Source organism: Bradyrhizobium pachyrhizi (assembly GCF_029714545.1).
In the GTDB taxonomy this organism is placed as follows: domain Bacteria; phylum Pseudomonadota; class Alphaproteobacteria; order Rhizobiales; family Xanthobacteraceae; genus Bradyrhizobium; species Bradyrhizobium pachyrhizi.
In genome coordinates, this window is sequence record NZ_CP121667.1 from 2388234 (window position 1) to 2411043 (window position 22810).

20 protein-coding genes are annotated in these 22810 nt (G+C 64.8%); 19 read left to right on the plus strand and 1 reads right to left on the minus strand.

What is annotated here, in order from left to right; translation table 11 throughout:
* Positions 1 to 17 precede the first annotated feature (17 nt).
* Complete coding sequence (locus tag QA639_RS10955; RefSeq protein ID WP_283089760.1) at positions 18 to 299, minus strand: hypothetical protein; 282 nt, start codon at positions 297 to 299, stop codon at positions 18 to 20.
* Positions 300 to 482: 183 nt separating this feature from the next.
* On the opposite strand from QA639_RS10955, the gene QA639_RS10960 reads away from it, so the two are divergent.
* The 19 genes from QA639_RS10960 (at position 483) to QA639_RS11050 (ending at position 22728) form a co-directional block, all read left to right on the plus strand.
* Positions 483 to 1589, plus strand: a complete 1107-nt coding sequence (locus QA639_RS10960; RefSeq protein ID WP_050387400.1) for an efflux RND transporter periplasmic adaptor subunit — start codon at positions 483 to 485, stop codon at positions 1587 to 1589.
* A gap of 44 nt (positions 1590 to 1633) precedes the next feature.
* Complete coding sequence (locus QA639_RS10965) at positions 1634 to 4771, plus strand: efflux RND transporter permease subunit (RefSeq protein ID WP_028333227.1); 3138 nt, start codon at positions 1634 to 1636, stop codon at positions 4769 to 4771.
* 21 nt (positions 4772 to 4792) lie between these two features.
* Positions 4793 to 5401 (plus strand): TetR/AcrR family transcriptional regulator, encoded by a 609-nt coding sequence (locus QA639_RS10970; protein ID WP_028333226.1) that lies wholly within the window; start codon positions 4793 to 4795, stop codon positions 5399 to 5401.
* Positions 5402 to 5561: 160 nt separating this feature from the next.
* Positions 5562 to 6185 (plus strand): flavin reductase family protein, encoded by a 624-nt coding sequence (locus QA639_RS10975; RefSeq protein WP_028333225.1) that lies wholly within the window; start codon positions 5562 to 5564, stop codon positions 6183 to 6185.
* A 310-nt stretch (positions 6186 to 6495) separates the two neighbouring features.
* Complete coding sequence (locus QA639_RS10980) at positions 6496 to 7737, plus strand: SMP-30/gluconolactonase/LRE family protein (protein ID WP_283089761.1); 1242 nt, start codon at positions 6496 to 6498, stop codon at positions 7735 to 7737.
* Positions 7738 to 8111: 374 nt separating this feature from the next.
* Positions 8112 to 10379, plus strand: a complete 2268-nt coding sequence (locus tag QA639_RS10985) for an acyl-CoA dehydrogenase (protein ID WP_028333223.1) — start codon at positions 8112 to 8114, stop codon at positions 10377 to 10379.
* On the plus strand, positions 10379 to 11662 hold the full coding sequence (locus QA639_RS10990) for an acetyl-CoA C-acetyltransferase (RefSeq protein ID WP_283089762.1): 1284 nt from the start codon (positions 10379 to 10381) through the stop codon (positions 11660 to 11662). Before QA639_RS10985 ends, QA639_RS10990 begins: the two co-directional genes overlap by 1 nt.
* A gap of 2 nt (positions 11663 to 11664) precedes the next feature.
* Positions 11665 to 13761: a 3-hydroxyacyl-CoA dehydrogenase NAD-binding domain-containing protein gene (locus tag QA639_RS10995; protein WP_283089763.1), complete on the plus strand. Its 2097-nt coding sequence runs from the start codon at positions 11665 to 11667 to the stop codon at positions 13759 to 13761.
* Between the two features lie 26 nt (positions 13762 to 13787).
* Complete coding sequence (locus QA639_RS11000) at positions 13788 to 14219, plus strand: acyl-CoA thioesterase (RefSeq protein WP_283090571.1); 432 nt, start codon at positions 13788 to 13790, stop codon at positions 14217 to 14219.
* Positions 14220 to 14394: 175 nt separating this feature from the next.
* Positions 14395 to 14589 (plus strand): hypothetical protein, encoded by a 195-nt coding sequence (locus QA639_RS11005; protein ID WP_016846235.1) that lies wholly within the window; start codon positions 14395 to 14397, stop codon positions 14587 to 14589.
* A 138-nt stretch (positions 14590 to 14727) separates the two neighbouring features.
* Entirely contained in the window at positions 14728 to 15567 is an 840-nt protein-coding gene (locus QA639_RS11010) for a DeoR/GlpR family DNA-binding transcription regulator (protein WP_028333219.1), read from the plus strand.
* Between the two features lie 75 nt (positions 15568 to 15642).
* Positions 15643 to 16440 carry a hypothetical protein gene (locus QA639_RS11015; RefSeq protein WP_050387394.1) on the plus strand — a complete coding sequence of 266 codons (798 nt, stop codon included), beginning with the start codon at positions 15643 to 15645 and terminating at the stop codon, positions 16438 to 16440.
* Positions 16437 to 16706: a hypothetical protein gene (locus QA639_RS11020; RefSeq protein ID WP_283089764.1), complete on the plus strand. Its 270-nt coding sequence runs from the start codon at positions 16437 to 16439 to the stop codon at positions 16704 to 16706. The genes QA639_RS11015 and QA639_RS11020 overlap by 4 nt, the downstream gene beginning before the upstream one ends.
* Positions 16707 to 16905: 199 nt before the next feature.
* The gene (gene glpD / locus QA639_RS11025) at positions 16906 to 18450 is read left to right on the plus strand and encodes a glycerol-3-phosphate dehydrogenase (protein WP_157340524.1); all 1545 of its coding nucleotides are present in this window, start codon (positions 16906 to 16908) and stop codon (positions 18448 to 18450) included.
* On the plus strand, positions 18447 to 19586 hold the full coding sequence (locus QA639_RS11030) for an ABC transporter ATP-binding protein (RefSeq protein ID WP_157340522.1): 1140 nt from the start codon (positions 18447 to 18449) through the stop codon (positions 19584 to 19586). Before glpD ends, QA639_RS11030 begins: the two co-directional genes overlap by 4 nt.
* A gap of 12 nt (positions 19587 to 19598) precedes the next feature.
* Positions 19599 to 20684, plus strand: coding sequence for an ABC transporter ATP-binding protein (locus QA639_RS11035; RefSeq protein WP_050387390.1), 1086 nt, complete (start codon positions 19599 to 19601; stop codon positions 20682 to 20684).
* On the plus strand, positions 20684 to 21586 hold the full coding sequence (locus QA639_RS11040; protein WP_028338609.1) for a carbohydrate ABC transporter permease: 903 nt from the start codon (positions 20684 to 20686) through the stop codon (positions 21584 to 21586). Before QA639_RS11035 ends, QA639_RS11040 begins: the two co-directional genes overlap by 1 nt.
* Positions 21586 to 22392: a carbohydrate ABC transporter permease gene (locus QA639_RS11045; protein ID WP_028333212.1), complete on the plus strand. Its 807-nt coding sequence runs from the start codon at positions 21586 to 21588 to the stop codon at positions 22390 to 22392. Before QA639_RS11040 ends, QA639_RS11045 begins: the two co-directional genes overlap by 1 nt.
* Before the next feature lie 9 nt (positions 22393 to 22401).
* Positions 22402 to 22728: a DUF2160 domain-containing protein gene (locus QA639_RS11050; RefSeq protein WP_016846242.1), complete on the plus strand. Its 327-nt coding sequence runs from the start codon at positions 22402 to 22404 to the stop codon at positions 22726 to 22728.
* Positions 22729 to 22810: the final 82 nt, after the last annotated feature.

Below are 22810 nucleotides of genomic sequence, written 5' to 3' on the forward strand. Positions count from 1 at the left end.
CTACAGTTCTTGAATGCTTAGACCGGATAGCGCCACTTCAGCGCGCGTCGGACGAAGAAGATCGCGACCAGCGTCGTGCCGAGCGCTGCCAGCCACGTCCACATCAGGGTGCCGCCCTGTGTCAGGGCGTAGCGCTCGGAAAGCGTCAGCATCACCAGAATGCCGATGAGCCCCGCGCCGGACCAATAGAGCGGCGAACGCAGCATTCCAGTCGCGGCGTGTTCAGCCGCGCGTTCGCGCGCTCTGCCGACGGACCAGATCAAGAAGCCGGCGTAACCAAGGGCAAGGATCCATGACATGGCCGCAGCCTCGCATGCGGGCGCTTCCGCAACCGTAAAAGGCTGAAACGAAAGTCGCGGTTTCGGGTGGAGGAGCCCGATTCCGACCGTGTCCTCACGAATTGGTTATCACTGACGAATATTGACATTCATCAGTGATGAATAGATATTCTTCATCAGTCGTCAGCCCGATGGAGATTTCAGATGTTCGTTCGTTCCGTTTTCTCGAGCTATTACAGGCTCTTGACGGGAGCATCATTGGCTTTCGCGGTGTTCGCGCTGACCGGCTGCAATGAAAAGGCGGCCGAAAACGCCGATCCGGGACGCCCCGTTCTGGTGGCGACCGTCCATTATGAAGCTGAAACCCCTGAGCGCAGCTTTGTCGGCACCATCAAGCCCCGTATCGAAGCCGATATGGGCTTTCGGGTCGCCGGCAAGGTGGCCAAGCGGCTGGTCGAGGTCGGACAGACAGTCGACGTCGATCAGCCCTTGGCCACCCTCGACGAGGTCGACCTGAAACTGCAGGCCGAGCAGGCGGAGGCGGAATTCCGCGCCGCCACCGGCGTGCTGGCGCAGGCCGCGGCCGCCGAGCAGCGCGCCAAGGATCTGAAGGCCAAGGGCTGGACCACCGACGCGGCGCTCGATTCCGCCAAGGCCGCCGGCGACGAGGCCCGCGCCCGGCTGAACCGCGCCGAGCGCTCGGTCGAGCTGACCAAGAATTCCCTCTCTTACGCAACGCTGGTGGCCGACACCCGGGGTGTTGTCACAGCGACCATGATCGAGCCCGGCCAGGTGGTTGCCGCGGGCCAGGCTTCGATCCGTGTCGCCCGACTTGGCGAGAAGGAAGCTGTCGTCGCGATCCCAGAGACGCTTCTTGCTCGTGCCAGGTCGGGCGTAGCCACGGTGACGCTGTGGTCGGATGCCAAGAAGAGCTATGCCGCCAGGCTGCGCGAGGTCGCGCCGCAGGCCGATCCCGCCACCCGCACCTATCTCGCAAAATTCTCGCTGCCGGATGCCGACGAGGCGGTGTCGCTCGGCATGACCGCGACGCTGACGCTGGCCGACAAGGCGAGCGAGCGCGTCGCCAAGTTGCCGCTGTCGGCGCTGTACAGCCAGGGCGGCGATCCCTCGCTCTACATCGTCGACGACAAGGGCGACATCGCGCTGAAGCCGGTCAAGGTGAAGGCCTATGAGAGCAACAACGTCGTCATCTCCGGCGGCGTCGACGATGGCGCCAAGGTGGTCGCCCTCGGCGTGCAGAAACTCGATCCGAGCCAGAAGGTGCGGGTCGTGTCGTCGCTGTCGTTCTAACCCTCGCATAGCAGCAGAAACGGTTCTGGGACCTGGAGAGTTCGATGAAGCGCTTCAACCTTTCAGCCTGGGCGGTCAGCCATCCGACGCTGGTCCTGTTCCTGATGATCATCCTCGCCGCAGCCGGCTTCTTCTCCTACGAGAAGCTCGGCCGCGCCGAAGACCCGTTCTTCACCGTCAAGGTGGTGAATGTCTCGGTGATGTGGCCGGGCGCGACCTCGCAGGAAATGCAGATGCAGGTCGCCGATCCGATCGAGAAGAAACTGCAGGAGCTGCCGTTCTTCGACAAGGTGCAGACCTATTCCAAGCCGGGCTTCACGGCGATGCAGGTCTCCTTCAAGGATTCGACCTCGCCGAAGGACGTGCCCTATCTCTTCTATCTCCTGCGCAAGAAGCTGGTCGATGTGCAGGGCGAGTTGCCCTCCGGCATCCTCGGTCCCGTCGTCAACGACGAATTCTCCGACGTCGATTCGATCCTCTATATGATGACCGGCGACGGCGCCAATTATGCGCAGCTCAAGAAGGTCGCGGAGGGTTTTCGCCAGCGCCTGCTGAAGGTGCCCGGTGTCACCAAGATCGATCTCTACGGCACCCAGGACGAGCGTATTTTCGTCGAGTTCTCGCATGCCAAGCTGGCGACGCTCGGCATCACGCCGCAGGCGCTGTTCGATTCGCTCGCCAAGCAGAACAACGTCACCCCGGCCGGCACCGTCGAGAGCTCATCGCAGCGCGTGCCGCTGCGCGTCACCGGCGCGCTTGACGGCGTCAAGGCGGTTGCCGAAACGCCGGTCGAGAGCAACGGCCGCGTGTTCCGGCTCGGCGATATCGCGACCGTGAGCCACGGCTATGTCGATCCGCCGAGCTTCAAGGTGCGTCAGGAAGGCAAGCCGGCGCTCGGCATCGGCGTCGTCACCGCCAAGGGCGCCAACATCCTCGAGCTCGGCAAGGAGGTCCAGAAGGCGACCGCCGAGTTCCTGAAGGCGGTGCCGCAGGGCGTCGATATCCAGCAGATCGCCGACCAGCCCAAGGTGGTCGAGCACGCCGTCGGCGAGTTCGTGCACTCCTTTGTCGAGGCGCTCGCGATCGTGCTGTTCGTCTCCTTTGTCGCGCTCGGCTGGCGCACCGGCATCGTGGTCGCGCTGTCGGTGCCGCTGGTGCTCGGCATCGTATTCATCGTGATGAACGCAATGTCGCTCGACCTGCACCGCATCACACTCGGCGCGCTGATCATTGCGCTCGGCCTTCTTGTCGACGACGCCATCATCGCGGTCGAGATGATGGTGGTGAAGATGGAGCAGGGCTGGGACCGCATGAAGGCGGCGTCCTTTGCCTGGGAATCCACCGCGTTTCCGATGCTCACGGGAACGCTGGTCACGGCCGCTGGCTTCCTCCCCATCGGCTTTGCCAATTCGGCGGTCGGCGAATATGCCGGCGGCATCTTCTGGATCGTGGCGATCTCGCTGGTCGCGTCCTGGTTCGTGGCGGTGATCTTCACGCCCTATATCGGCGTCAAGCTGTTGCCCAACATCAAGGTGCACCAGAACCACGATCCGCACGCGATCTACGAGACACGGATGTATCGCGGCCTGCGCAGCGTCGTGCAGTGGTGCGTCGATCACCGCATCAAGGTGGTGGCGGCGACCGTCGGCGTCTTCGTTGCCTCCATCGTTGCGTTCGGCCACGTCCAGCAGCAGTTCTTCCCGCTGTCGGAGCGGCCCGAGCTGTTCCTGCAGCTGCGTCTGCCCGAGGGCACCGCCTTCAACGTCACCGAGAAGGCGGTGAAGCAGGCCGAAGGGCTGCTGAAGGGCGATGACGACATCCAGACCTACACCGCCTATGTCGGCCAGGGCTCGCCGCGCTTCTGGCTCGGCCTCAACCCGCAGCTGCCGAACGAGGCCTTTGCCGAGATCGTGATCCTCGCCAAAAACGTCGAGGCGCGCGAGCGCGTCAAGGCCAAGATCGAGCAGGCCGCCGCCGATGGCGCGCTGAACGAGGCGCGGGTCCGGGTCGATCGCTTCAATTTCGGTCCGCCGGTCGGCTTCCCGGTCCAGTTCCGCGTGATCGGCCCCGATGCCAACAAGGTGCGCGACATCGCCTACCAGGTGCGCGACGTCATGCGCCAGAACAAGAACGTCAAGGACGTCCAGCTCGACTGGAACGAGCAGTCGCCCTATCTGAAGCTCGCCGTCGACCAGGATCGGGCGCGCGCGCTCGGCCTGACCCCGCAGGACGTCTCGCAGGCGCTGGCGATGCTGATCTCGGGCGCGCCGGTCACCACGATCCGCGACGGCATCGAGAAGGTCGGCGTGGTCGCCCGCGCGGTGCCGTCCGAGCGGCTCGATCTCGGCCGCGTCGGCGATCTCACCATTACCACGCGCAACGGCGTCGCCGTGCCGCTGCAGCAGATTGCCAAGATCGAATATGCGCATGAGGAGCCGATCCTGTGGCGGCGCAACCGCGACATGGCGATCACCGTGCGTTCCGACGTTGTCGACGGCGTGCAGGCGCCCGACGTCACCAACCAGATCTCGCCGAAGCTGAAGGACATCCAGGCCCATCTCGAGCCGGCTTACCGGATCGAGCCGGGCGGGGCGTTCGAGGAATCCGCCAAGGGCAATGCGTCGATCTTCATCCTCTTCCCCGTGATGGTGATGGTGATGCTGACGCTGCTGATGATCCAGCTGCAGAGCTTCTCGCGCCTGTTCCTGGTGTTCCTGACCGCGCCGCTCGGCATCGTCGGCGCCTCGCTGGGGCTCAACGTCGCCAACCAGCCGTTCGGCTTCGTGGCGCTGCTCGGCCTGATCGCGCTCGCCGGCATGATCATGCGCAATGCCGTGATCCTGGTCGACCAGATCGAGAGCGACGTGGCATCCGGCCTGACCCGGCGCGAGGCGATCGTCGAAGCCACCGTCCGGCGCGCCCGGCCGGTGGTGCTGACGGCCCTGGCCGCCATCCTCGCCATGATCCCGCTGTCGCGCTCGGCGTTCTGGGGCCCGATGGCGATCACCATCATGGGCGGTTTGTTTGTTGCGACTTTCCTGACCTTGCTGTATCTGCCGGGCCTTTACGCCCTCTGGTTCCGCAAGACCCTCGAGGAAAGCGGCTCCGAGCAAATCGATACTGCGCCGCAGCATGCCGGCGATGCGCAACGCGCATTTCCGCTTGCTGAGGCGGCCGAATAATTGAAGATTGAGCAGGCCAACATGACACTGATCTCGGAACATAGCGAAACCGACACCCGCGAGCGGATTCTCGTGGTGGCGGAGCGCTTGTTCCGGCAGATCGGGTATCAGAAGACGACGGTCGCCGACATCGCCAAAGAGCTGCGGATGAGCCCCGCCAACGTGTACCGCTTCTTCGATTCGAAGAAGTCGATCCACGAAAGCGTGGCCCGCGGCCTGATGGGCGAAGTCGAGATCGAGGCGCAGCGCATCGCCCGCTCGGAAGGGCCGGCGGCACCGCGCTTGCGCCAGATGATGACGACCATCAATCGCATGAACACCGAACGCTATGTCGGTGACTCCAAGCTGCACGAGATGGTCGAGATCGCGATGCAGGAGGACTGGGACGTCTGCGTCGCACATATGGAGTGTATTGCCTCCATTATCGGCGAGGTGATCGCGCAAGGAGCGGCGTCGGGGGAGTTCGAGATCACGGACCTGCAACTCGCCTCGCTCTGCGCCTGCACGGCGATGATGCGGTTCTTCCACCCGCAGATGATCGCCCAATGTGCCACCAAGCCGGGCCCGACCATCGACCAGATGATCGATTTCGTGATCGCCGGCCTGTCGCCGCGCGGCCGCACCAATTGAGCGCCAGGGCTGACATTTTCGTCAGTTGACTCTTCCGGCATAGCAGGCAAATCGGGTTTGTAGCCCGGATGGAGCGCAGCGCAATCCGGGGCCACTTCCGCTTGCGAGACCGTCCCGGATTACGCTGCGCTCCATCCGGGCTACGTGAGAGGGGCTAGCCGTGACCGCCAAGGACCTGCATTTCTACGAGCCGAAGAACGGCCACGGCCTGAAGCACGACCCGTTCAACGCCATCGTGGCGCCGCGGCCGATCGGCTGGATCTCCTCGCGCGACAAGGGCGGCAACGTCAACCTCGCGCCCTACAGCTTCTTCAACGCGTTCTGCTATGTGCCACCGATCATCGGCTTCTCCTCCACCAACTGGAAGGACAGCGTCGCCAACATCCAGGACACCGGCGAGTTCGTCTGGAATCTGGCGACGATGGATCTCGCCAAGCACATGAACGCGACGGCGGCGCATGTCGCGCGTGATGTCGACGAGTTCAAGCTCGCGGGGCTCACGCCGGTCGCCGGCAAGCTCGTCAACGTGCCGCGGGTCGCCGAAAGCCCGGTGTCGTTCGAATGCAAGGTGAGCCAGATCGTCCAGCTCCAGGGTGCCGACGGCAAGAAGGCCGAGGCCTGGCTGACGCTCGGCGAGGTCGTGGCCGTCCACATCGACAAGGCCTTCATCAAGGACGGCGTCTACCAGACCGGTCTCGCGCACCCGATCGTCCGCGCCGGCCGCCGCGGCGACTACTTCGAGATCAAGCCGGAAAACATGTTCGAGATGATCCGGCCGGATTGAGTGCTGCTCTATCCTCCCTCTCCCCGTTCTTCACGGGGAGAGGGTAGGGTGAGGGGCTGCTTCCATCGGTTATGATCGTCGTGAGACCTGTACCCCCCTCACCCGGATCGCATCTTGCGATGCAATCCGACCTCTCCCCGCAAGCGGGGCGAGGTAAGAGACGTCGCTCCGCAACGACGGCCCGCACCACAACAATGTGAAATTTCCGCGCGCGGGGATGAAAAACCGTCACTCGCAACCTCTCCGAGAGCAGTCTAACCTCCACCCGCCAGGCCGGATCAACGGCCGGCCAACAGAGTGGGAGGATGCGATGACACGCCAATCGCGGCGCGATCCTAACGAAGAACAACGCGATCCGAATGTTTCACGACGCACGCTGGTTCAGGGGTTGGCGGTTTCCGCCGCCGCCGTCGCGGGCATCGGCAGTGCGCTGGCTCAGAACGCGCCCGCGCCGATCGGGCCGCCGACGACGATCACCAGCCCGCCGCGCGACTTCAGTCCGCGCGGTGCGCCGACCACCTATTTCTGGGACCCCGACATCATCGCGGTCGATCCGTCCTTCAATGACCTTGCCCAGCCCAACACCTCGATCAAGCGCCTCCATACCGGCCTGTTGTGGGCGGAAGGCCCGGCTTGGAGTTCGCAGGGCCGTTATCTGTTGTGGAGCGACATTCCGAACAACCGGCAGATGCGCTGGTCGGAGGATGACGGCCATGTCAGCGTCTTCCGCATGCCGTCGAACTACTCGAACGGCAATTCGTTCGACTTCCAGGGCCGCCAGCTGTCCTGCGAGCATCTCACCCGCCGCGTGACGCGCTACGAGAATGACGGCACCGCGACCGTGCTCGCAGACAACTATCAGGGCAAGCGGCTGAACTCGCCGAACGACGTCGTCGCGCATCCCGACGGCAGCTACTGGTTCACCGATCCGCCCTATGGCGGGCAGCTCTATGAGGGCGAGCCTGATGCTGCGGGTGGCCCGGGCAATCCGGCCGGCAAGCTCAATCCCCGGATCGGGCAGCCGGCGGGCTTCGCGCCGGCCAAGCGCGAGCTGCCCACCAATTGCTATCGCATCGATCCTTCCGGCCGTGTCGATCTCGTGGTCGGCGAGGACCAGGTGCCGGATCCGAACGGCCTCTGCTTCTCGCCGGACTACAAGAAGCTCTACGTGGTCTCGACCGGCAAGGGACCGGGCGATAGCGGCCCCGGCGGCAAGGGCGACGTCTTCGTGTTCGATGTCGGCGCCGACAACAAGCTTTCCAACGGCAAGCGGTTCAGCGATTTTACGATCGACGGCGTGAAGTGCGGACCGGACGGCATCCGCTGCGACGTCAACGGCAATGTCTGGTGCTCGAGCAATGCCGGTCGCGCGGTCGGTTACAGCGGCGTGACGGTGTGGTCGCCGGAAGGCAAGCTGCTCGGCCGCATCCGGTTGCCCGAGGTTTGCGGCAACATCACCTTCGGCGGTCCCAAGCGCAATCGCCTGTTCATGGCCGCAAGCCAGTCGCTCTACGCGGTCTATACCGCAACCCAGGGAGCGGGGCCGGCCTGATCTCGGTTTCACTTCACCTCTCCACGGCGGAGAGAGGGTCGATTTGCGCAGCAAATCGGGTAAGGGGGAGCCGCTCCAAGGAGAGACCGCAACCCCTCACCCGGCGCTGCGCGCCGACCTCTCCCAAGGGAGAGGTGAACTTCCGCTGCCGCCCCCACTCGGCCAACCTCGCGCGGATCGGACGGCTCCGCGCCGTCCCCAGCTACCTGATTGTCGCAGCTCAGCTTTCGGAACTGAACCCGCGGCGTGCCGTTAACAAAATGGCGCCTGGGCCGCGTCAATTTCGCTTTATCTGCGAAGCGAAGTGTTCACCGGTGAACGGCACTTTCCGATAAGATCACCCATCCGCGCCGCCGTTTCATGAGGGATCCGCCATGAGCTTCCGCCGCGACTATTTGACAAAACCGATCTTCTCCTGGGCGCGTGGCGTGCTGCCGACGATGTCGGACACCGAGCGCGAGGCGCTGGAAGCCGGCGACGTCTGGTGGGACGCCGATCTCTTCACCGGCAACCCCGACTGGTCGAAATTGCTGGCGTTCGCGCCGGCCAGATTGACTGACGAAGAGCAGGCCTTCCTGCACGGACCGGTCGACGAGCTCTGCAGGATGCTCGACGAGTGGAAGATCAACTGGGAATGGCGCGATCTGCCGCCCGAGGTCTGGGCCTTCATCAAGGCCAAGAAATTCTTCGGCATGATCATCCCGAAGGAATTCGGCGGCCTCGGCTTCTCGCCCTATGCGCATTCCGAAGTGGTGCGCAAGATCTCATCACGTTCGCTGACCGCGGCCGTCACGGTGATGGTGCCGAACTCCCTCGGGCCCGGCGAACTCTTGATGCGGTTCGGCACCAGGGAGCAACAGGACAAATGGCTGCCGCGCCTCGCCTCCGGCCAGGACATTCCATGCTTCGGCCTGACCAGCCCGGAGGCCGGCTCCGACGCCGCCTCGATGATCGACACCGGCATCATCTGCAAGGGCAATTTCGAAGGCCGCGAGGTGCTGGGCTTGAGGCTCAACTGGCACAAGCGCTACATCACGCTCGGCCCGGTCGCGACGCTGCTCGGCCTTGCGTTCAAGGCCTATGATCCCGATCACCTGGTCGGCACCGAGGAAGAACTCGGCATCACCGTCGCGCTGATCCCGACCCATCTGCCCGGCGTCTCGATCGGCCACCGCCATCTGCCGGCGATGCAGGTGTTCCAGAACGGCCCGAACTGGGGCCGCGACGTCTTCATCCCGCTCGACTACATCATCGGCGGCGAGGCACGGCTCGGCCAAGGCTGGAAGATGCTGATGACGGCGCTCGCCGCCGGCCGCGGCATCTCGCTGCCGTCGCTGTCGGCCGCCGGCGCTGCCTATGCCGCGCGCACCACCGGCGCCTATGCCCGCATCCGCGAGCAGTTCGGCATCTCGATCTCGAAATTCGAGGGCATCGAGGAACCGCTCGCGCGTATCGCCGGCACGGCCTATCTGCTCGACGCCGCGCGCCGGCTGACCTGCGCCGCGCTGAATGGGGGGCATCATCCCGCCGTCATCTCCGGGATCATGAAGCTGCACGCCACCGAGCGGATGCGGATCGCGATCGACGACGCCATGGACATCCATGGCGGCAAGGCCGTGATCGACGGGCCGCAGAATTATCTCGGCGGGCTCTACCGCTCGGTGCCGGTCGGCATCACGGTCGAGGGCGCCAACATCCTGACCCGCAATCTGATCGTGTTCGGGCAAGGCGCGATCCGCGCGCATCCCTATCTGTTGCAGGAGATGAATGCGCTCGGCGAGACCGACCGCGACAAGGGCCTGACCGCGTTCGACACCGCGTTCTGGAAGCATGTCGGCCACAGCTTCGCGACCATGTTCCGCGCCTGGGGCCGCAACTGGAGTTTTGGCCTGTTCGCGCCGGCGCCGGATGCCGGCGATGCCACCGAGTTCTATCGCCAGCTGTCGCGCTATTCGTCGGCGTTCGCGCTGTGCGCCGACATGGCGCTGCTCACCCTCGGCGGCGCGCTGAAGCGCAAGGAAATGCTCTCCGCGCGCTTCGGCGACATCCTGTCCGAGCTGTATTTGCTCTCCGCTGCGCTCAAGCGCTGGCAGGACGAGGGCCGGCAGCAGGAGGATCTTCCCGCGCTCCAATGGTGCATGGCGTCCGGCTTCAAGACCATCGAGAACCGCTTTGCGGAAATCTTCGCCAATCTGCCGAACCGTCCGGTGGCTTGGCTGCTGAAATTCCTGATCCAGCCGTTCGGCGCGCGCGTCACCGGCCCGACGGACCGCGTCGTGCAGCAATGCGCGCAGCTCGTGCTGTCGCCCTCCGCGGCGCGTGACCGCCTGACGCCGGACCTCGCTTTTGTCGAGGATGACGGCGGCATCGCAAGGCTGGAGAAGGCTTTCCGCCTCGTCACCGAGGCCGAGGATGCCGCCAAGCAGCTGCGCGCGGCGCGCCTGCATGACTGGAAGGAGGCGGTCAAGAAAGGCGTCATCACCGAGGCCGACGGCGAGAAGCTTGCCGCTGCCCACGAGGCCGTCGCCAAAGTCATCGAGGTCGATGATTTTGCGCCGGAGGCGCTGTCCCCGATTTACAAGAAATCCGCCGACGTGCATCAGTTCTTCCAGGAGCTTGGTGAGCAGAGGGCGGCGAGCTGATGGCGCGACCAGTCTTTATCGTCGACGGCAGCCGGACGCCGTTCCTGAAGGCGCGCTCCGGTCCCGGCCCGTTCACCCCGGTCGATCTTGCCGTGCAATGCGGCCGGCCGCTGCTGGCGCGGCAGCCTTTCGCGCCCACCGCCTTCGACCAGGTCATCCTCGGCTGCGTCAACGTGATCGCCGACGAGATGAACCCGGCACGCGTTGCGGCGCTTAGGCTCGGCATGGGCGAGCAGATGGTCGCCTTCACGATGCAGATCAATTGCGGCTCCGGCATGCAGTCGATCGACACCGGCTATCGTTACATCCGCGAGGGCATCTCCGACCTGATCCTCGCCGGCGGTGCCGAAGCCTTGAGCCATGCGCCTCTGGTCTGGCCCAATTCCGGCGTGCGCTGGTTTGCCGGCTTCGCCGGCGCCAAGGGGCTCGGTGCCAAGATCGCCGCGGCGCTGAAGGTGAAGCCGAGCTACTTCAAGCCGATCATCGGCCTCGAGCGCGGGCTGACCGACCCGATCACCGAGCTCAACATGGGGCAGACCGCCGAGAAGGTCGGCCATCTCTTCGGTATCACGCGCGCACAATCCGATGCGTACGCCGCCGAGAGCCATCAGCGGCTGGCCAACGCACAGCAGCAGGGCTTTCTCAAGGGCGAGGTCGAGACCGCGTTCTCCCGCGACGGCAAGTTCTTCGACCACGACGACGGTGTCCGCCCGGACTCGACGCCCGACACCCTGGCAAAGCTGAAGCCGGTGTTCGAGCGTCCGTGGGGCCAGGTCACCGCCGGCAATTCCTCGCAGATCACCGACGGCGCTTCCTGGGTGATCTTGGCGTCTGAGAAGGCGGTGGCCAAGCACGGGCTGACGCCGAAGGCCGTCATCCTCGATAGCCAGTGGTCGGCGCTCGATCCCTCGATCATGGGCCTCGGTCCGGTGCTCTCGGCGAGCGCGCTGCTCAAGCGCAACAGCCTGACCTTGCAGGATGTCGAGACCTGGGAGCTCAACGAGGCCTTTGCCACGCAGGTGCTCGGCTGCCTCGCGGCGTGGAACGACGAGACATTCTGCCGCGAGATTCTCGGACTCGACGGCGCGGCCGGCGAGATCGACCGCGCGAAGCTCAACGTCGACGGCGGCGCGATCAGCCTCGGCCATCCGGTCGGCACCAGCGGCAACCGCATCGTGCTGCATCTGGTCAATGCGATGAAGCGGCTCGGCACCAGGCGCGGCGTCGCCACCGAATGCATCGGTGGCGGGCAGGGCGGCGCGATGTTGATAGAGACGGTGTGATCATGGATTCAAGGATCATGGACGTTCTCTCCGGCCGCGTGCTCGAACTCGGGCCGAAGCCTGCCGCCGACAGTCCCTACAGGAATTTCAAGCTGACCCGTGACGAGGACGGCATCGCCTGGCTGCTGTTCGACCGCGCCGGCGCCAGCGCCAACACGCTGTCGGCCGATCTGCTCGAGGAGCTCGATGCCATCGTCGCGGCGCTGGAGAACCAGCGGCCGACCGGCCTCGTGGTACGCTCGGCCAAGCCAAGCGGCTTCATCGCCGGCGCCGACGTCAATGAGTTTCGCGGCGCCAGCGATTCCGGCGCGGTCGAGACCGCGATCGGCCGCGCCCATGCGGTGATCGACCGGCTCGAGGCGCTGCGCGTGCCGTCGGTCGCCGTCATCCACGGCTTCTGCCTCGGCGGCGGCCTCGAGGTCGCGCTGGCCTGCCAGATGCGGATCGCGATCGACGACGCGCGGTTCGGCTTCCCCGAGGTGATGCTCGGCCTGCATCCCGGTCTCGGCGGCACCGTGCGCTTCACCGAGCTGGTCAACCCGATGCAGGCGATGACGCTGATGCTGACCGGCAAGACCATCGACGCGCGCCGCGCCAAGGCGCTCGGCCTGGTCGACGCCGTTACCCAGGAGCGCCATGTCCGCAACGCGGTGAAGGACGCGGTGTTCGGCCGACTGAAGCGCGCCAGGCCGGGCGCGCTCAACTCGCTCCTCAATCTCGGCGCGGCGCGTGGTTTCCTCGCCTCGCGGATGCGCAGCGAGGCCGAGAAGGCGGCACCACGCAAGCATTACCCGGCGCCCTATGCGCTGATCGATCTGTGGGAGAAGCACGCCGGCAACCGCTCGGCGATGCTGAATGCGGAGAAGGCCTCGTTCGCCAATCTGATGGTGACGCCGACCGCGCAGAATCTGATCCGCGTGTTCTTCCTGCGCGAGCAGATGAAGAAGCTCGCCGGCAGCGGCAACAAGGTTGCGCACGTCCATGTCATCGGCGCCGGCGCGATGGGCGGCGATATCGCGGCGTGGTGCGCCAACCAGGACATGCGGGTGACGCTCGCCGACATGAAGGCCGAGCCGATCGCGGGCGCGATGAAGCGGGCGTCGGAGCTGTTCGGCAAGATCATGCGCAAGCGGATCGACCAGCGCGACGCGCTGGACCGGCTGATTCCCGACATGGACGGCGAGGGCGTCCGCAATGCCGATCTGATCATCGAGGCAGTGCCGGAAAAGCTCGAGCTGAAGCAGAAGGTCTATGCCGGCCTCGAGCCGAAGCTGAAGCCGGGCGCGATCCTCGCCACCAATACGTCGAGCATCCCGCTGCAGGATCTGCGCACCACGCTGGCACGGCCGGAGCGGCTGCTCGGCCTGCACTTCTTCAACCCGGTGTCGCGGCTGCAACTCGTCGAGGTCGTCAGCCATGACGGCACCGATGCCACGATGCTCAAGGAGGCGCTCGCTTTCGTCGGCGCCATCGACCGCCTGCCGCTGCCGGTGAAGAGTTCGCCCGGCTTCCTCGTCAACCGCGCGCTGACGCCCTACATGCTGGAAGCGATGATGATGCTGGACGAGAAGACCGACCAGCGCCTGATCGACGCGGCCGCCGTCGAGTTCGGCATGCCGATGGGGCCGATCGAACTCGCCGACCAGGTCGGCCTCGATATCTGCCTCGATGTCGGCGACATGCTGCGCTCGAAGTTCGGCGACACGCTGCCGCCGACGCCTGCATGGTTGCGCGAAAAAGTCGTCAAAGGCGAGCTCGGCCGCAAGACCGGTAAGGGCTTCTACACCTGGAAGGACGGCAAGGCGGAAAAGGCGCCGCGGCCGGAGACCGGTCCCCGGGTCACCGATGAGATGATCGACCGCCTGGTGCTGCCGATCTCGAATGTCTGCGTCGCCGCCTTGCGCGAAGGCATCGTCGACAATCCCGACATGGTCGACGGCGCGATGATCTTCGGCACCGGCTATGCCCCGTTCCGCGGCGGCCCGCTCAACTATGCGCGCAGCCGCGGCGTCGACAATGTGGTGTCGGCCATGCAGGCCTTGATGCGCAAGTTCGGCGGACGATTTGCGCCGGATCCCGGCTGGGAGGCATTCAAGTGAGCGATCCGCAAGTGACCGACTCGCAAGTGACCGACGCCCACGCTCACGCGCCGCTCAGCAGCGAGATCGAGCCGAAGGGCGATCTCTGCATCCGCACGCTGGCGATGCCGGCCGACACCAATGCCAATGGCGACATCTTCGGCGGCTGGCTGCTCAGCCAGATGGATCTCGGTGGCGGCGTGTTCGCTTCCAAGGCGGCGAAGTCGCGCACCGTGACGGTCGCGATCGACGCGATGAACTTCCGCAAGGCGGTCAATGTCGGCGATCTCGTCTCCGTCCACGCCAATCTGGTGCGGATCGGCCGCACCTCGATCACGGTGCATCTCGAGGCTTGGGTGCTGCGCCGCCGCGAGCAGCAGTCGATCCTCGTGACCGACGGCAATTTCACCTATGTCTCGATCGACGAGCAGGGCCATCCGCAGCCGATCCAGCGCGACGGTGCGACGATCGAAACCTGACATCTTTCGCGCGCCAGTGCCGCTGATTCGGTGGGAAAGGAAACGCGTCGAAACTGAGTCCGGAGCGTGATTTGATTGCAAAAACCCGGAGTTTTTTGCGCTTCGCCGCGCAAATAATCGAGGAACAAACAGTCAGCGACTCCGTTGTCGGGCCGGAGTCAAACCGAGGCTGACAATGTCCGACAGTTACGTGATCGAAGTGAGTTCGCAGACGGCGGGTATCGTGGTGCGCGATGCGCGTGGATATCAGTTCTTTGCTGCATCGCACCTTTTCGACCGCCTTGAAGGCCAGATCTTCCGCAATGCCCGCGAGGCCGAGCGCGCGGCGCGCCGGCTGCTCACCGGTCAATCCATGCAGATGGCGTCGTAGAACGCGCCTTCGCGTCATTGCGCGTGGCCCGGGCGAAGCATCCACCTTCGCCCAGGCCTTCCCTGACCCGGCACTGCACGTTGACCTCCGTGCCGAACGGTCGCACCATGGGCGACTCGCCGTTTCAAGGGGGCCGCCGTGGCCGGACTCTCCCATCGCCAGACTGAAATCCTCAACATCGCGCGCGCGTTCGGCCGGGTCATGGTCGAAGACCTCGCCAAGCGATTCGAGGTGTCGGCGCAGACCATCCGCAAGGACCTCAACGATCTCTGCGACCAGCGGTCGCTGACCCGCATCCATGGCGGCGCGATCATCGCCTCGGGCGTCGAGAACCTCGCTTACGAGGCGCGCCGCTTCGTCGCCGCCGAGGAGAAGAAGGCGATCGGCGCTGCCGCGGCGGCACGGATTCCGAACGGCTGCTCGCTGTTCATCAATATCGGCACCACCACGGAAGAGGTCGCGAGCGCGCTGACCTCGCATGAGGACCTGCTGGTCATCACCAACAACCTCAACGTCGCGATGCTGCTGTACCGCCATCCGCGCATCGAGGTGGTGGTGGCCGGCGGCACGGTGCGCCGCGCCGACGGCGCCGTGGTCGGCTCCACCGCGACGCAGCTGATCGGCCAGTTCAAGGTCGACTACGCCATCATCGGTGCATCCGCCATCGACGAGGAGGGCGCGCTGCTCGACTTCGACTATCGCGAGGTGCAGGTCGCGCAGGCGATCATCGCCAATGCGCGCAACGTGATGCTGGTCTCGGACTCGACCAAGCTGCGCCGCAGCGCGCCGGTGCGGATCGCCCATATGAGCCAGATCCAGACCTTCGTGACCGATTCACCGCTCCCCGCAGGCCTCGCCAATATCTGCCATAGCCGCGGGATCGAGGTGGTCGTCGCGATGGACAAGCCGCAAGTCGATCTCGACGACAACGCCGCCGACGCGGCACCCGCGACGCTGCGCAGCGCGCAAGGCGCTTGATCGCTCAAGTTTTAGCGAACTTGTTTCGGATGCCTTTCGGCGGCTGCTGTAGCTTGCCTGAGGTGGAGCGGTTCGTTGGTCAGCACGCAATTCAAGATCGTCACGGCATTGGGCATGGCGGCGCTGTTCGGCATCGTCTCGTTTGTCCTTGGCTTTAACGTCGCATCCGCGTGCGCAACGGCGCTGGCCGGCGGTGTTTCCGTGCTTGTGGTCATGCGCGCTTTCGATGGTGAGACCCAGCCGCCATCGCGTAGCGTCCGGCCCGATATCTTTCGCTTCGGCAGCGGGAACGGTTCGGCTTGGCTTTCAGAGCTGGAAACGCAGAACGGCCGTGGCAGGAAACTGCTTTACGGACTGTCGCGGATCTTGCTTTCGGGATCGCTCTGTCAGCGCACCGCGAGCGGGGCCTTCCTCGCGCAGTCGGCAATCGGCCTGATGGCGATCGTCGTGTTCTGGCTTGGCCAGGCGATGGGCTTTGACATGCGGTTGTTCGCAATCCCGCCGTTCGGGAGCATGTTTGCGGATGGCATCCCGATGTCGGCTGAAGCAATCGCGCGAGTGAGGTTCGAGCACCTCTTCCTGCCTCTGGTCTCGCTTTATGCAGTCACGGTTTCGCTGTTCATGATTGCATTGCTTGGCGACCTCGTGACCATCCTGCGCGACTGGCGCGAGCAGTGGAAGTATCTCACGATGCCGCTGTTCTGCTTTGCATTCTGGGCGATCCTGGCGCACCGAAAATCATCGGGACATAGCGGCCTGCAAGTCGCGCTCGGCGGCGGATACCTCTGGGCCTATGTCGCGGTCTTCGTGTTCTTTCCGCTTTTCTTTCTCGTGCTGTCGGCGTCGCTGCCAGGCAATCGGGCGATCAGGTGAACAGGGATCGCTCCGTCGGGCGAATCTATCTCCGCTTCGCCCTCAAATGGTATGCGATCCTTTTCGTCGCATTCCTGGTTCTCTTCGTGCTGTTCGGCGGCGGTCATACGGCCGTCGCGATGATCGGCGTGTTTGCGCTCATCGTTTGGCTTGGGCGTGACAGCCGCGCGTGTGCAAGGCGGGTCGGCGGTGGCGCTCGCCGCACCTACGACCCCGAGAAGGCCTTGCCGGAATTGCGCGCTGGACGATCGCCACAGCGTCCCTGATCGTCCGCCGCCGTCTTGCCCGGCGTTGCCTCAAGCGTCGCCGTCTCGTCTCCCCAAAAGCTCTGACCGTGAGCACGCCGCCCAGGAAATCCCCAGCGAAAGTTCCCCATTTTCACTTTGCTTTCGTTTTTGGTTGTGATTTACTCCAATCCGAAAGTAAAACCGTCAAAGCGAAGGCGGTTGCCGGGGGAAGCGTTCTTTGGACCGAATTTACGACCTCGCCATCATTGGAGGCGGCGTTAATGGCTGCGGCATCGCGCGCGATGCGGCGGGCCGGGGTAACTCTGTTTTCCTCTGTGAAATGAATGACTTGGCTAGCGGGACGTCGTCCTGGTCAACCAAGCTCGTGCATGGCGGTCTGCGCTATCTCGAATATTACGAGTTTCGTTTGGTGCGCGAGGCGCTGATCGAACGCGAAATCCTCTGGCAGATCGCGCCCCACATCATTCGGCCGCTACGTTTCGTTTTGCCGCACCACGCCGGCCTGCGCCCGGCCTGGCTGTTGCGTCTCGGCCTCTTCCTCTACGACCACATCGGCGGCCGGCATTTGCTCCCGGCGACGCGCTCGGTCGATCTGACCCGCGACGTGGTCGGCAAGCCGCTGATTCCGGGCCGCTACACCAAGGGCTTCGAATATTCCGACTGCTTCGTCGACGACGCCCGGCTGGTTGCGCTGACCGCGCGCGATGCCGCCGATCGGGGCGCCGAGATCCGCACCCGCACCCGCGCGGTCGAGATCAGGCAGGTCGACGGCGTCTGGCACGTCACGGTCGAGGACAGTGTCACGGGTGCCCGCGACACGATCCAGTCACGCGTGCTGGTCAATGCCGGCGGTCCCTGGGTCGAACAGGTCCTGGCCTCGGGCGCCGGCGTCAACGCGCGCGCCAAGGTGCGCCTGGTGCAGGGCTCGCACATCGTGGTGCCGAAGCTCTACGACCACGATCGTGCCTACATCTTCCAGAATGCCGACGGCCGCATCATCTTCGTCATTCCCTATCAGGGCGACTTCTCGCTGATCGGAACCACCGATCGCGACTATGACGGCGATCCGGCCAAGGTGAAGGCGACGCAGGAGGAGATCGAATATCTCTGCGCGTCCGCCAGCGCGTATCTGGCCAAACCGGTGAAGCCCGAGGACGTGGTCTGGAATTACTCCGGCGTGCGTCCGCTCTATGACGACGGCGCGAGCGAAGCCAAGGCCGCGACCCGCGACTACGTGTTCGAGCTCGATACGCCCGGCGGTGCGCCGCTACTGTCGATCTATGGCGGCAAGATCACGACCTATCGCCGTCTCTCCGAAGAGGCGCTGGAGCGGCTGTCGCCTTATCTCCGCGGCACAAAGGCGCAGGAGGGCTGGACCGGCAAGGCGCCGCTGCCCGGCGGCGACATGGATGTGTCCGCGGTAGCGGCGCTGAGCGCCGAATTGATCCGCAACTATCCGTTTCTCGCGCAATCGCACGCCAATCGTCTCGCCCATGCCTATGGCACGCGCGCCAGCAAAGTCTTGGGCAACGCAACATCGACGGCCGATCTCGGCCGCTCCTTCGGCGCCACCTTGACGGAAAGCGAAGTCAGGTACCTGATGGCGAACGAATGGGCTCGGACTGCGGACGATGTCGTCTGGCGACGATCCAAGCTGGGCTTGCGGATGACGGCGGGTGAAATCGCCGCGCTCGACGAGTGGATGCTCGCCAACCGCGTGTCCGGTGAACGTCCCCTCCGCGAAGCGGGAGGACGGGCATGAGCGTCACACTGCAGAATGTCACGCGAACCGTGGATGGCATTCCGACCATCCGCGATGTGTCGCTGACGCTGGAGCGTGGCACGCTCAGCGTGCTGCTCGGGCCGACGCTGTCGGGCAAGACCTCGATCATGCGGCTGCTCGCCGGCCTCGACAAGCCGACCACCGGTCGCGTGCTGGTCGACGGCAAGGACGTCACCGGCGCCGACGTGCGGCAGCGTTCGGTCGCGATGGTCTATCAGCAGTTCATCAACTATCCCTCGCTGACGGTCTACGAGAACATCGCCTCGCCGCTACGCGTGCAGGGCAAGCCGCGCGCCGAGATCGAGCGGCGGGTAGCGGAAGCGGCCGGCCTGTTGCGGCTCGAGCCGTTCCTGAAGCGCACGCCGCTGCAACTCTCCGGCGGCCAGCAGCAGCGCACCGCGATCGCGCGGGCGCTGGTCAAGGGCGCCGACCTCGTGCTGCTCGACGAGCCGCTCGCCAATCTCGACTACAAGCTGCGCGAGGAGCTGCGCGCCGAGCTGCCGCGCATCTTCGAGGCCTCCGGCGCGATCTTCGTCTATGCCACCACCGAACCGTCGGAAGCGCTGCTGCTCGGCGGCGACACGGTGTGCATGTGGCAAGGCCGGGCGCTGCAGACCGGCGCGACGCCGAAGGTCTACCGCCATCCCGACACGCTGCGCGTCGCCCAGGTGTTTTCCGATCCGCCGCTCAACATCATCGGCATCGAGAAGAAGGGGGCGCAAGTGATCTATGCCGGCGGCGAGCAGGCGCCCGCGGCCGGCCTCTATGCCAATCTGCCCGACGGCCTCTACCGGACCGGCTTCCGCGCGCACCAGCTTGAGGTCGGGAATGTCGCGGCCGGCCGCCACAAATTTTCCGCCGCGGTGACGGTGACCGAGATCACTGGGTCGGAGAGCTTTGTGCACGTCCATGTCCACGGCTCGAACTGGGTCGCGGTGCTGCACGGCGTGCACGAATATGAACCCGGGCAGGTGCTCGACGCCGCGCTCGATCCCGACAACGTCTTCGTGTTCGACGCGGCCGACCGCCTCGTCGCGTCGCCTGCGACCGCGTTTTCGGGCAACGTGCATCGCAGTGCGCGTGCCGCAAACGCGTCAGCCGGCAACGGCAAGTGAGGGAGATGCTTCATGGCCCGCATTGACCTCGTCGATCTCGCGCACTCCTACGGCGGCAACGACGCGCCGCAGGAATCCTTTGCGCTGAAGCCGGTCACCATGACTTGGCGGCAAGGCGGCGCCTATGCGCTGCTCGGGCCGTCCGGCTGCGGCAAGACCACGCTGCTCAATTTGATCTCCGGCATCGTGACGCCGTCGCGCGGCAAGATCCTGTTCGACGGCCGTGACATCACGCCGCTGTCGACGCAGAAGCGCAACATCGCGCAGGTGTTCCAGTTCCCGGTGATCTACGACACCATGACGGTCGGCCAGAACCTGGCCTTCCCACTGAAGAATCGCGGCGTCGCGAAGGCCGAGGTCGACGCGCGGGTCAGGCAGATCGCCGATCTGCTCGACCTCACGCCCTATCTCAAACGCAAGGCGACGCGGCTTACCGCCGACGCCAAGCAGAAGATCTCGCTCGGCCGCGGGCTGGTGCGCTCCGACGTCGCGGCCGTCCTGTTCGACGAACCGCTGACGGTGATCGATCCCGAGCTGAAGTGGCAGCTGCGCTCCAAGCTGAAGGCGCTGCATCGCGAGCTGGACCTCACGATGATCTACGTCACTCACGACCAGACCGAGGCGCTGACCTTCGCCGACACCGTCGTCGTCATGCATGACGGCCGCGTGGTGCAGAGCGGCACGCCGGCCGAACTGTTCGACAAGCCGGCGCACACGTTCGTCGGCTATTTCATCGGCTCGCCCGGCATGAACATCGTGCCCGCCGAGGTCCGTGGTCACGAGGCGCGGGTCGACGGCCATGTCATCGGCCTGCATCGAAACTATGGTGTGCTGCCTGCGGGCAAGAAGATCGAGATCGGCGTGCGGCCGGAATTCGTCGATGTCGCGCCGCCGGCGTCAGGGCTGCTGTCGGCAACCATCGAGCGGATCGACGATCTCGGCCGCATCCAGTTCGCCCGCGTGCGGGTCGGCGATACCAAATTCGCCGCGCGCGTGCCGCCGGGCTTCTCGGTCTCCGGCAATACCGCCGGGCTGATCTTCAATCCCGCGCATGTTCACGTCTATGCCGACAGCCATTTGGTGGAGGGGGTCGCCTGATGGACAAGACGATCAACCAAAAAGCCTGGTTTCTGGTGCTGCCGGTGTTCCTGGTGGTCGCGTTCTCGGCGGTGCTGCCGCTGATGACCGTCGTGAACTATTCGATGCAGGACACTTTCGGCAACAACCAGTTCTTCTGGAACGGTGTCGGCTGGTTCAAGGAGCTGCTCGATCCATCGACCGATCTCGGCGGCCGCTTCCTGGCCTCGCTCGGTCGCAACCTGTTCTTCTCTGCCGTGATCCTCGCGATCGAGGTGCCGCTCGGTATCATCGTCGCGCTGTCGATGCCGCGCGAGGGTTGGAGCGTCGCGGCCTGCCTCGTCATCCTCGCCTTGCCGCTGCTGATTCCGTGGAACGTGGTCGGCACTATCTGGCAGATCTTCGGCCGGCCCGATATCGGCCTGCTCGGCTATGTGCTGAACCACCTCGGCCTCAACTACAATTACGTGTCCAATGAGGTCGACGCCTGGGTCACGGTCATCGTGATGGACGTCTGGCACTGGACCAGCCTCGTCGCGCTGCTCTGCTACGCCGGGCTGAAGTCGATCCCCGACGCCTATTACCAGGCGGCGCAGATCGACGGCGCCTCGCGCTGGGCGGTGTTCAAGGCGATCCAGCTGCCGAAGATGAACCGCGTGCTGCTGATCGCGGTGCTGCTGCGCTTCATGGACAGTTTCATGATCTACACCGAGCCGTTCGTGGTCACCGGCGGCGGCCCAGGCAATTCGACGACCTTCGTCTCGATCGAGCTCGTCAAGATCGCGCTCGGCCAGTTCGACCTCGGCAAGGCCGCGGCGCTGTCGCTGGTCTACAATCTGATCATCCTGATCGTGTGCTGGGTGTTCTACACCGTGATGGTCAATGCCGGCTCCGAGCGTCCGGCCAAGGAAGGAGCGGCGTGATGCATTCGATCCCCGGCCGCCGCCTGATCATGGCGCTGTTTTTGATCTTCCTGCTGTTGCCGATCTACTGGCTCGTCAACATGAGCTTCAAGACCAACGCCGAGATCGTCTCGACGATGACGCTGTGGCCGCACACGCCGACGCTGCAGCACTACAAGCGCATCTTCACCGACGAGAGCTGGTATTCGGGCTACATCAATTCGCTCGAATACGTCGTGCTCAACACCATCATCTCGATCGCGGTGGCGTTGCCGGCGGCCTATGCGTTCTCGCGCTACCGCTTCCTCGGCGACAAGCATCTGTTCTTCTGGCTACTGTCGAACCGCATGGCGCCGGCGGCGGTCTACGCGCTGCCGTTCTTCAACCTGTATTCGGCGATCGGCCTGTTCGATACGCCGTGGGCGGTCGCGCTCGCGCACTGCATCTTCAACGTGCCGCTGGCGGTGTGGATTCTCGAAGGCTTCGTCTCCGGCGTGCCACGCGAGATCGACGAGACCGCGTTCCTCGATGGCTATTCGTTCCCGCGCTTCTTCATCAAGATCCTGGTGCCGCTGATCGCAAGCGGCATCGGCGTCGCGGCATTCTTCTGCTTCATGTTCTCCTGGGTCGAGCTGCTGCTCGCGCGCACGCTGACTTCGGTGCAGGCCAAGCCGATCGCGGCGATCATGACGCGCACGGTCTCGGCGGCCGGCATGGACTGGGGCCTGCTCGCCGCCGCCGGCGTGCTCACCATCATTCCGGGCGCGCTGGTGATCTGGTTCGTCCGCAACTACATCGCGCGCGGCTTCGCGCTCGGCCGGGTCTAGGAGGCACTTATGGAATCCATCGCATGGATGGCCTGGACGCTGCCGACCGCGATCTTCTTCGTGCTGCTGGCCTCTACGCTCGGCGTGATGACCTGGCTCGCGGCGGTCTATCCCGAGGCCGAGCGGGTCGGCGTGCTGCGCATCCCGACCACGCGCGGCGATCGTTTGTTCATTTCGCTGGTGCTGGCGGCGGTGATCCACCTGGTGTGGATCGGCCTCGTCGGCACCGATCCGATCCTCACCCTGCCGATCGGCGAGGGTGTGGAAATTTCGAGCCTGTGGCTCGCAACGCTGATTTCGCTTCTTTCAGCCGTGGCGATCTTTCGCACCGTCTGACGAAAGCGAAGAAGAGCAGATCCGGGGTCTACCCGGGCCTGGGGTTTTGTTTGTCGCTGCAACCGGAGGAATCATAATGCGA

Excerpts from the sequence above, each read along its gene's own strand:
- QA639_RS11045 (WP_028333212.1), top strand. The coding sequence starts at position 21,586 with ATGCATTCGATCCCCGGCCGCCGCCTGATCATGGCGCTGTTTTTGATC.
- QA639_RS10965 (WP_028333227.1), top strand. The coding sequence starts at position 1,634 with ATGAAGCGCTTCAACCTTTCAGCCTGGGCGGTCAGCCATCCGACGCTG.
- QA639_RS10980 (WP_283089761.1), top strand. The coding sequence starts at position 6,496 with ATGACACGCCAATCGCGGCGCGATCCTAACGAAGAACAACGCGATCCG.
- QA639_RS10970 (WP_028333226.1), top strand. The coding sequence starts at position 4,793 with ATGACACTGATCTCGGAACATAGCGAAACCGACACCCGCGAGCGGATT.
- QA639_RS10955 (WP_283089760.1), bottom strand. The coding sequence starts at position 299 with ATGTCATGGATCCTTGCCCTTGGTTACGCCGGCTTCTTGATCTGGTCC.
- QA639_RS10985 (WP_028333223.1), top strand. The coding sequence starts at position 8,112 with ATGAGCTTCCGCCGCGACTATTTGACAAAACCGATCTTCTCCTGGGCG.
- QA639_RS11030 (WP_157340522.1), top strand. The coding sequence starts at position 18,447 with ATGAGCGTCACACTGCAGAATGTCACGCGAACCGTGGATGGCATTCCG.
- QA639_RS11005 (WP_016846235.1), top strand. The coding sequence starts at position 14,395 with ATGTCCGACAGTTACGTGATCGAAGTGAGTTCGCAGACGGCGGGTATC.
- QA639_RS11035 (WP_050387390.1), top strand. The coding sequence starts at position 19,599 with ATGGCCCGCATTGACCTCGTCGATCTCGCGCACTCCTACGGCGGCAAC.
- QA639_RS10960 (WP_050387400.1), top strand. The coding sequence starts at position 483 with ATGTTCGTTCGTTCCGTTTTCTCGAGCTATTACAGGCTCTTGACGGGA.
- QA639_RS11040 (WP_028338609.1), top strand. The coding sequence starts at position 20,684 with ATGGACAAGACGATCAACCAAAAAGCCTGGTTTCTGGTGCTGCCGGTG.
- QA639_RS10995 (WP_283089763.1), top strand. The coding sequence starts at position 11,665 with ATGGATTCAAGGATCATGGACGTTCTCTCCGGCCGCGTGCTCGAACTC.
- QA639_RS10990 (WP_283089762.1), top strand. The coding sequence starts at position 10,379 with ATGGCGCGACCAGTCTTTATCGTCGACGGCAGCCGGACGCCGTTCCTG.
- QA639_RS11050 (WP_016846242.1), top strand. The coding sequence starts at position 22,402 with ATGGAATCCATCGCATGGATGGCCTGGACGCTGCCGACCGCGATCTTC.